We start from the raw sequence: 8,204 nt of genomic DNA, 5'->3' as shown, positions 1-8,204 counted from the left end.
CGGATGATGGTACCAACCGAAGTACCTGTCCCCTGGCTGATGCCTTGGCACGATGGCGTATAGCCTGCGTCGCAGCCTGCGTAGTCAAAATATGACTGAAAGGCGGTACTGTCGGAGCGGGCAATCTGCGGCAAGCTCGGCGCACGGAAGCCCTTGCCCCAGTTCGCACGAAGGACAATGCTGTCAGTCAGCTTGAACTTGGCACCAATCTTTGGAGAGGTAGCGCCGCCAAAATCGCTGTAGCGGTCGTGGCGCAACGCGAGCTGCATATCCAGGCGCTGGATGATGGGCAAGGCAAGTTCGGCATACAAGGCCGACACATTACGACTACCGATTGTACCGGTGAAGCCACGATTAAAGATGTCGCCCGCCTTGAGCTTGGCATCGGCGGTATCGTTCAACTCCTCCTTGCGCCAATCGAGGCCCAGCGCCAGACCCACCGCCCCGCCAGGCAGGCTGAATACTTCGCGGCTTGCCTTGAAGTCAGCCGTCGTAATCTTGGCCTCGGAATTACGGGTGGTACTGGTGCGCAATGCATTGAGAACTTCAGAGCTGTTGCTACCCAATGGCAACAGGGAACCTTGCAAACCACTGTCCTTGCCATCGAGGAAGATATGGGCAACGCCCGGCGCCAGCGTACCGGTCTTGACCAATCCGCTATAACTCATCAGGTTGCTTTCCGTTACCGAGGCGGTAGAACGGACATGTGCTATCGCCGAATCCCAGTCCCAGCCCAAATTCGAACCCTTCAAGCCTGCCAGAATACGAGAAGTCTTGGCGTCCACATCATCCGTCACCACGCCCAAGTCGTACGTTGGAATCAACAACTCGGCGAACTGCCCAGTTGGATTGCCACCGACACCCGGGGCAATCAGGTAGCGCACCGATTGCGGCCGCAAGAAGGTTTCACCGTTCTGTACCACCGGTACAAAACGGGTCTGACCTGCGGTCAGGTAGTTATAGTCTTGCAGCACCTTGGTTTTGACACGGTCATAGCCCAGCTCCACCGTCCCCTGCAGCTCGGGCGCAAGCTCGAAGGTGCCTTTCACGAACATATTGGCGCGCTTTTGTTCAGGCAATAGCGAGGTGTGCTTCGGGCCACCATCGCCGACGCAGGATGTACCGGTAAGTGCAGGATTCAGCGTCGAGGCTGGAATCAGCTGAGTTGGGCAGTTGGCAACCGGGATACGGTTGTTACGCACAGCAACTGGTCCGGTTGCGGCGCGCCAGGTACCACCGGTAGAGCCGCGCTGGTCGGTACCAGCGAAGAAACGGGAATAATCGTTACTCTTGGTCAGCTCGAAATTGTCACGGGTCACGCCATCACGCTTGTAGGCTTCAACCATCCCGAACACATTGAACTTGTCTTCACCCAAGTCGCCGCGACCAAAGGTCAGCGAGGCGCGATGCGATTCAAGATCACCCTTGATTTCGCCACTTTCGTTATAAGCGAGCTCGGCCCCCTTGAAATCGCGCCGGAAAATCACATTGACCACGCCAGCGACAGCGTCAGAGCCATACAAGGCCGACGCACCGTCCTTCAAGATTTCCACGCGATCCACGATCGCCGCCGGAATCTCATTCAAATCAACGAATGTCGTACTCAAACTATTGGCAAACGGATAATTTGCCACGCGACGACCATTGAACAGAACGAGCGTGCCAAGCCCCCCCAAGCCGCGCAAGGAAATACCCGAGCCGCCCGCAGCAAAACCGTTGATCGAGGTTTCACTAAAGCCATTCGAGCTATTGATCGGCAAATCGCGCAGTACGTCTGCAATGGTCGCCTTGCCGGAGCGCTCAATTTGAGCGCGGGTAATGATCGTGACCGGTGCGACGGTCTCCTTGTCGGTCCGTTTGATATTCGAGCCGGTTACTTCAATCTTCTGCGTTTTTTGTACTTTGCTGTCGCTAGCAGCAGGCGCATCCGCAGCCTGAACCGCCACACCAAAACCAATTCCCGACAGCGCAAGCGCCAGCATGCTGTACTTCATGAGCCTTCTCCCTAGTTTGCGAACTTTTTCCGTTGCACCCATCGCACAACGGCAGTAGTCGACATGCGAATAAGCTAACACCGGCTAGTATTTTTCGCGGAACTCATAAGGGAAAACACTCACAAAGCGTTGCAAATTACATACAGAATTTACACTGTGTGTGCAATTGGATACAGCTTAAGACATTGAAAACACAAGACCTACCTTCGCCTTCAGCAGGCCGCCAGACTGGCCGCCAGCGCCTGCAGGCACGGCACGATTTCAGCCTGCCACTGCTCTGCACGCAACCGGTAGGCCGGTCCGCTGCAATTGATGGCCATTGCTGGCTGGCTGCCGGCAATGGGCACAGCCACCGCGAAAATATCGGGCTCGAATTCGCCAAATGATGCGCAATAGCGCAAGGTGGCAAAGTCGCTCAGCGCCTGATCCAGACCTTGCTGCCAGACGGGCCACATGACCGGGCTTTCCTGCGCCAGCAGGCCGGCAAGCTCGCTGCGCTCCGTAAGCGACAAGGCCACATAGAGCGCCCTGCCGATCGCCGTCGTGGCCAACGGGACTGAGGAGCCGACCTCGAGCCGGATACCGACGCGAGTCGGTGCGCGGCAGGTTTCGACATAGACCACTCGCGCGCCCTGTCGCACCCCCAGGGTGACCGACAAGCCGGTTTGTGCCGCCAGAGACCGCATCGGCTCGCGGGCGCGCTCTCGCAGGTCAAGTCCGGCCAGTGCGGCAAACCCCAGCGTCAGCACGGCCGGCGCAGGTGCGTACTTGCCACTCGCGTCCTGATACAGATAGCCGAGTTTGCACAGGGTGTAGGTCAGGCGCGACACAGTGGCCTTGGGCAAGCCGGTTCGTCGTGCCAATTCGGCATTGCCCAGACTGCGCTCACCAGCGGAAAACACTGCCAGCACATCGAGGCCGCGCGCCAGTGCAGTGACAAACAAGCGATCGCTGCTATCTGCCGGCTCAGTCATACAGGCTTTCACCAAGTTGACGACCAAGCTGTCGCGATGCAGCCAGCATCGCCGCGTTTGTTGTATTCATGTATTCATTACCGTGAAATATTTGTTCTGCCGCCACACTGACCTCTACCATCACGCCAGTGCGCTTTGTACTTTTTTACACGCATCACCTTGGCACCACTCCGCAGTTTTTTGAGCCTGCCACACTCAAGAGCCAGGCCAAAGCCGGAGTTGCCTATTTTTATTCGGGAGAAGTTGAATATGCGTATTTCGCAACTGGCTTATGCAATCAGCCTGATCGGCGCCATTGGCGCCTTCGCTGAAGATGCCCCAACTGTCCAGAAGGTCGAAAAAATTGAAGTGACCGGCTCGAACATCAAGCGGGTCAGCAAGGAAGGCGTGTCGCCAGTCACTACCATCTCGCGCGAAGATATCAGCCGCTCCGGCGCCACTTCGGTAATGGACCTGATGCGCAAGCTGACCTCGGCTGGCGGCAATGGCAATGAGACACTGAACAACAACTCCTTCCGCAATGGCGCGACTGAAGTCAATCTGCGCTCGCTTCCCACCCTGGTTCTGCTTAATGGATATCGTCTACCCAGCTCCGGATCGGACGAGTACAGCGGCGAGACCTCGGTTGATCTGAACACCATTCCATTGGCAGCCATTGACCGCGTCGAAGTTCTCAAGGACGGCGCTTCCGCCATCTATGGTACCGACGCCGTTGGTGGCGTAGTCAACTTCATCCTGCGCAAGGATGCAGTGGGCACCGAAATTGACGGCTATTTCGGCAAGACGACACATGGCGATGGCGATGTTGCGCGCGCATCACTTGCTGGCGGTTTGGGCGATCGCTCCACCCAGGGCTTCAATCTGACCTACGCGCTGTCGTACGAAGAACGCAAGGCCATCAAGGCGACCGATCGCGACTGGTCCAACCTGCTCGATTTCCGTGGCAAGCCAGGCGGCCTGTTCCAAGGCAGCGTATATGGCGCCAAAGGCACCGATCCAGGCACCTTGTCGCTTGGTGGCAGACAGCGTCAACCTGATCCGGCCTGCCCCGCAAATCGCATCCTGCCCTACCCGAATGTTCCCGAAATCGGCGCTGGCCCGGACCGCATTGGCTGCTATTACGCGCCAGCAGAAGGCGAGAACCTGCTGCACCCGTATTCCCGCTATAGCGGCGTGGCAGTGGCCAATTGGGAAATCAATTCTTCGACCACCCTGTTTGCCCAGGTATTCCTGAATCACTACGATACCAAGCTTTCGGGTCGACCAACCGCGGTATACAACGCTGATAACAACGGCCCTATCGCCATCGAAGCGAACAACCCGATCAACCCTTATGGCAAGCGCGTTGTCGTTCGGCGACTTTTCCAATCCGATGACTCGGGTACCAAGTCGGATATCGATAGCCGCTGGCTGGTTGCCGGCGCCAAGGGTCAGCTGGGTAGCTGGGATTGGACGATTTCGGCCGGACATAGCCAGGAAGACGGCGTCATCACCACCTACGGCTCCTATCTGCTGGATAAGCTCAACGCGTATGCTGCTACCGGCAAGTACAACCCGTTTGGCGGCAACAACAATAGCCCGCAAATCATTCGCGAGCTGACTGCGGACCAGCACGTTGATACCCAGTCACAAACCGAGTTCTTCGGCGCCAAGGCCTCGACCGAGCTCGGCGAGTTGCCTGGCGGACCGATCGGCATCGCCATCGGCACCGAGTTCAAGCGCGACAAGCTAACCTACAATCCATCGCAAGCATGGCGGGATGGCAATATCGGCCTTTACACCACGCTCTTGGGGATTAACGGTTCGCAGCATCAGTCTGCCGTGTTTACCGAGTTCAATCTGCCGATTCTGAAAAATCTGGAAGCGCAAGCCGCCATTCGCTACGACAAGTACCAGTTGGCCGGCAGCACCACCAATCCAAAGCTCGGCCTGCGCTGGACGCCATTCAAGAACTTGCTGTTGCGCACCTCGTACAGCACCGGCTTCCGTGCCCCGACCCTGTCGCAGGAATTCAATGAAGGCCGCGGTGGCTTTGCCTCAGCCCGCGACCCCAAGCGATGCGTTGTAGGCGACGAGTACTTCGACAACGACTGTACCAGTTCGGTATTGTCCCTGGTTACCGGCTCCAAGAACCTCAAGCCCGAAAAGACAAGCAACTTCAATTTTGGCTTCGTTTTCGAACCGATCAAGGATATGAGCGTGGGCGCCACCTACTGGCGTATCAAATGGAAGGATCGTATCGAAAGCCTGGATTCCGACTCAGTCCTCTCCAACGAAGACGGCAGCGCCAAGGGTAGCGTTATTCGCTTCCCGGTTAGCGACGATGACCGTGCCGCCTATGCCGCACTCACCCCGGCACAACGCGCTGCAATGGGCCCCTTGGTAGGTGCACTTAAGCAAGTGAACATCGGCCTGATCAATCGCGCCGAAGTGTTCACCGATGGCTACGATGTCGACGCCTCTTACGCCTTCCGCGTCCAGGACCTGGGCAAGATCAAGGTATTTGGCGAAGCGTCCTATACCTCGCGCTACAACAAGTCCAAGCAGCCGGGTGATTCGACCATCAACTGCGCAAACAACTTCTCCTGCGAGGCTGGCGAATATCAATACCCGCGTGTATTGGGCAAATTGGGATTCAACTGGGACATGGGTCCATGGGGCACCCAGGTGGTGGCCAACTACACTTCGAACTATCGGGTCGACCGCACCACTTCGGAAACCATTAATGTTTATTACGACGAACATGCCAACGGTCTGAACATTCCAAGTTCAACGCTAGTTGACATGTCAGTCAGCTACACCGGCTTCAAGAACATGACGCTGCGCTTCGGTGCAGAAAACCTGTTCGATCGCGACCCACCGTTTAGCCCATCAAAGTCACTGGGGTATGACACCGCCTATGGCAACCCACGCGGCCGCTTTGTCTACGGCTCGGTGAACTACAAGTTCAACTAAGCTTTTGACTTGATGTACAAAACGCCCCGACTGGTTCGGGGCGTTTTGCATTTCGGGCTATGGTTAAGTCTTTACCGCCTCAGGCAGTAAAGCTAGAATATTCCACTTGATGAAACATAATTCCGCATAGCGGAACACCTTTTGATCTGCGGCGGTTTACGCCCAAGCCCAATACCCGCAAGCCCTCCACTTTCAACAGGCACCCACCATGGCAAAACCACACTTTCAATGGGATGACGCTCTTCTTCTGGACGAGCAGCTCAATGACGAAGAACGCATGATCCGCGATGCGGCGCGTGATTACTGTCAGGGCAAGCTGATGACGCGGGTGCTGGAAGCCAACCGCCACGAGAAGTTCGATCGCGAGATCATGAACGAGCTGGGCGAATTGGGCCTGCTCGGCTCTACCCTCGAAGGCTATGGCTGTGCCGGTACCAGCCATGTCGCCTATGGCCTGGTGGCACGTGAAGTGGAGCGGGTGGATTCGGGTTACCGCTCGGCCATGTCGGTGCAGTCGTCCCTGGTGATGTACCCGATCTACGCCTATGGCTCTGAAGCGCAAAAGCAGAAATTCCTGCCCAAGCTCGCCACCGGTGAATGGGTGGGTTGCTTTGGCCTGACCGAGCCGAATCATGGCTCCGACCCTGGCAGCATGATTACTCGCGCTAAGAAGGTGGATGGCGGCTATTCGCTGTCGGGCGCCAAGATGTGGATCACTAATTCGCCGATCGCCGATGTATTCGTGGTGTGGGCCAAGGACGATGCCGGCGAGATTCGCGGCTTTATCCTGGAAAAAGGCATGAAGGGCCTGTCGGCACCGAAGATCGAAGGCAAGTTCTCGCTGCGCGCCTCCATCACCGGCGAAATCGTCATGGATGAGGTGTTCGTGCCGGAAGAGAACGCCTTCCCCGATATCCGTGGTCTGAAAGGCCCGTTCGGTTGCCTGAACAAGGCCCGCTACGGCATCGCCTGGGGCGCCATGGGTGCGGCAGAGTTCTGCTGGCACGCCGCCCGCCAGTACACGTTGGACCGCAAGCAGTTCGGCCGCCCGCTGGCCGCTACCCAGCTGATGCAGCTTAAGCTGGCCAACTTCCAGACCGAAATCACCCTGGGCCTGCAAGCAGCCCTGCGCGTCGGCCGCCTGATGGACGAAGGCCGCGCCGCCCCGGAAATGATCAGCCTGATCAAGCGCAATAACTGCGGCAAGGCGCTGGAAATCGCCCGCATTTCGCGCGATATGCACGGCGGTAACGGCATCAGCGACGAGTTCCATGTGATCCGCCATGTAATGAACCTGGAAGCGGTGAACACCTACGAAGGCACCCACGACGTGCACGCGCTGATCCTCGGCCGTGCCCAGACCGGCATCGCGGCGTTCGGCGTGTAATCACAAAAATCTGTGGACACAGAGAGCACGGAGATCACAGAGCACACGGAGAAAGACAAAGCGAGATAGCGCAGGCACAAATCGACCATTCGATTTCCCTTCACGCTTGTCTCTGTGTGCTCCGTGTTCTCGGTGCTCTCAGTGTCTACAGATTTGGTTTTGACCTTTTGGGATTAAGCCCATGTCCGCACTGTCTCACCTGCGCGTTCTCGATCTATCCCGCGTGTTGGCTGGCCCCTGGGCTACCCAGCAGCTGGCCGATATGGGCGCCGAAGTCATCAAGATCGAAAAGCCCGACGGTGGCGACGACACCCGTGGCTGGGGGCCGCCCTTTCTGACAGACCGCGACGGTAATGCCACCCGCGAAGCGGCCTACTATCTGTGCACCAATCGCGGCAAGAAGTCGGTAGCGATCGATATAGCATCCGCCGAAGGCCAAGCCACGCTCAAAGAGCTGGTGAAAAGCTGCGATGTGGTGGTGGAAAACTTCAAGGTCGGCGGCCTGAAGAAGTATGGCCTCGATTACGACAGCCTCGCCGCCATCAAACCCGATCTGGTGTATTGCTCGATTACCGGCTTTGGCCAACACGGCCCGCGCGCCGATCAGGCTGGATACGACTTCATGATCCAGGGCCTGGGTGGCCTGATGAGTATTACCGGCGACCCGCAGGGCGAGCCGCAAAAGGTGGGCGTGGCAGTTACCGATCTGTTTACCGGCATGTATGCGACGGTGGCGATTCTGGCGGCACTGGCCCATCGCGATCGCACTGGCGTCGGCCAGCATATCGACCTTGCCCTGTTCGACTGCCAGCTCGCCATGCTGGCCAATGTGGCCAGCAATTATCTGGTCGGTGGCGTCAAGCCACCGCGCTATGGCAATGCCCACGCCAATAT

The 8,204-nt window shown here is 57.6% G+C and carries 5 protein-coding genes; 3 read left to right on the top strand and 2 right to left on the bottom strand.

The genetic code is table 11. From position 1 onward, the window contains the following. Both ACE3OH_RS16240 and ACE3OH_RS16235 read right to left on the bottom strand, forming a co-directional pair. A partial coding sequence (locus ACE3OH_RS16240; RefSeq protein WP_374355277.1) for a TonB-dependent receptor plug domain-containing protein occupies positions 1 to 1,994 on the bottom strand: 1,994 nt, incomplete at its 3' end. 212 nt (positions 1,995 to 2,206) lie between these two features. Next, entirely contained in the window at positions 2,207 to 2,968 is a 762-nt protein-coding gene (locus ACE3OH_RS16235) for an IclR family transcriptional regulator (protein WP_374355275.1), read from the bottom strand. A gap of 249 nt (positions 2,969 to 3,217) precedes the next feature. Here ACE3OH_RS16235 and ACE3OH_RS16230 point away from each other — a divergent pair, with 249 nt between their 5' ends. The 3 genes from ACE3OH_RS16230 to ACE3OH_RS16220 all read left to right on the top strand — a co-directional run. Next, positions 3,218 to 5,923 carry a TonB-dependent receptor gene (locus tag ACE3OH_RS16230; RefSeq protein ID WP_374355272.1) on the top strand — a complete coding sequence of 902 codons (2,706 nt, stop codon included), beginning with the start codon at positions 3,218 to 3,220 and terminating at the stop codon, positions 5,921 to 5,923. Between the two features lie 208 nt (positions 5,924 to 6,131). Continuing rightward, positions 6,132 to 7,310: an acyl-CoA dehydrogenase gene (locus ACE3OH_RS16225; RefSeq protein ID WP_374355269.1), complete on the top strand. Its 1,179-nt coding sequence runs from the start codon at positions 6,132 to 6,134 to the stop codon at positions 7,308 to 7,310. Between the two features lie 181 nt (positions 7,311 to 7,491). Further along, positions 7,492 to 8,204, top strand: a 713-nt coding sequence (locus tag ACE3OH_RS16220) for a CaiB/BaiF CoA transferase family protein (RefSeq protein WP_374355266.1), incomplete at its 3' end; no start/stop codon positions are given.

This window comes from Chitinimonas sp., assembly GCF_041904975.1.
GTDB lineage: Bacteria > Pseudomonadota > Gammaproteobacteria > Burkholderiales > Chitinimonadaceae > Chitinimonas.
This window is presented reverse-complemented; position numbering and strand designations above follow the sequence as displayed.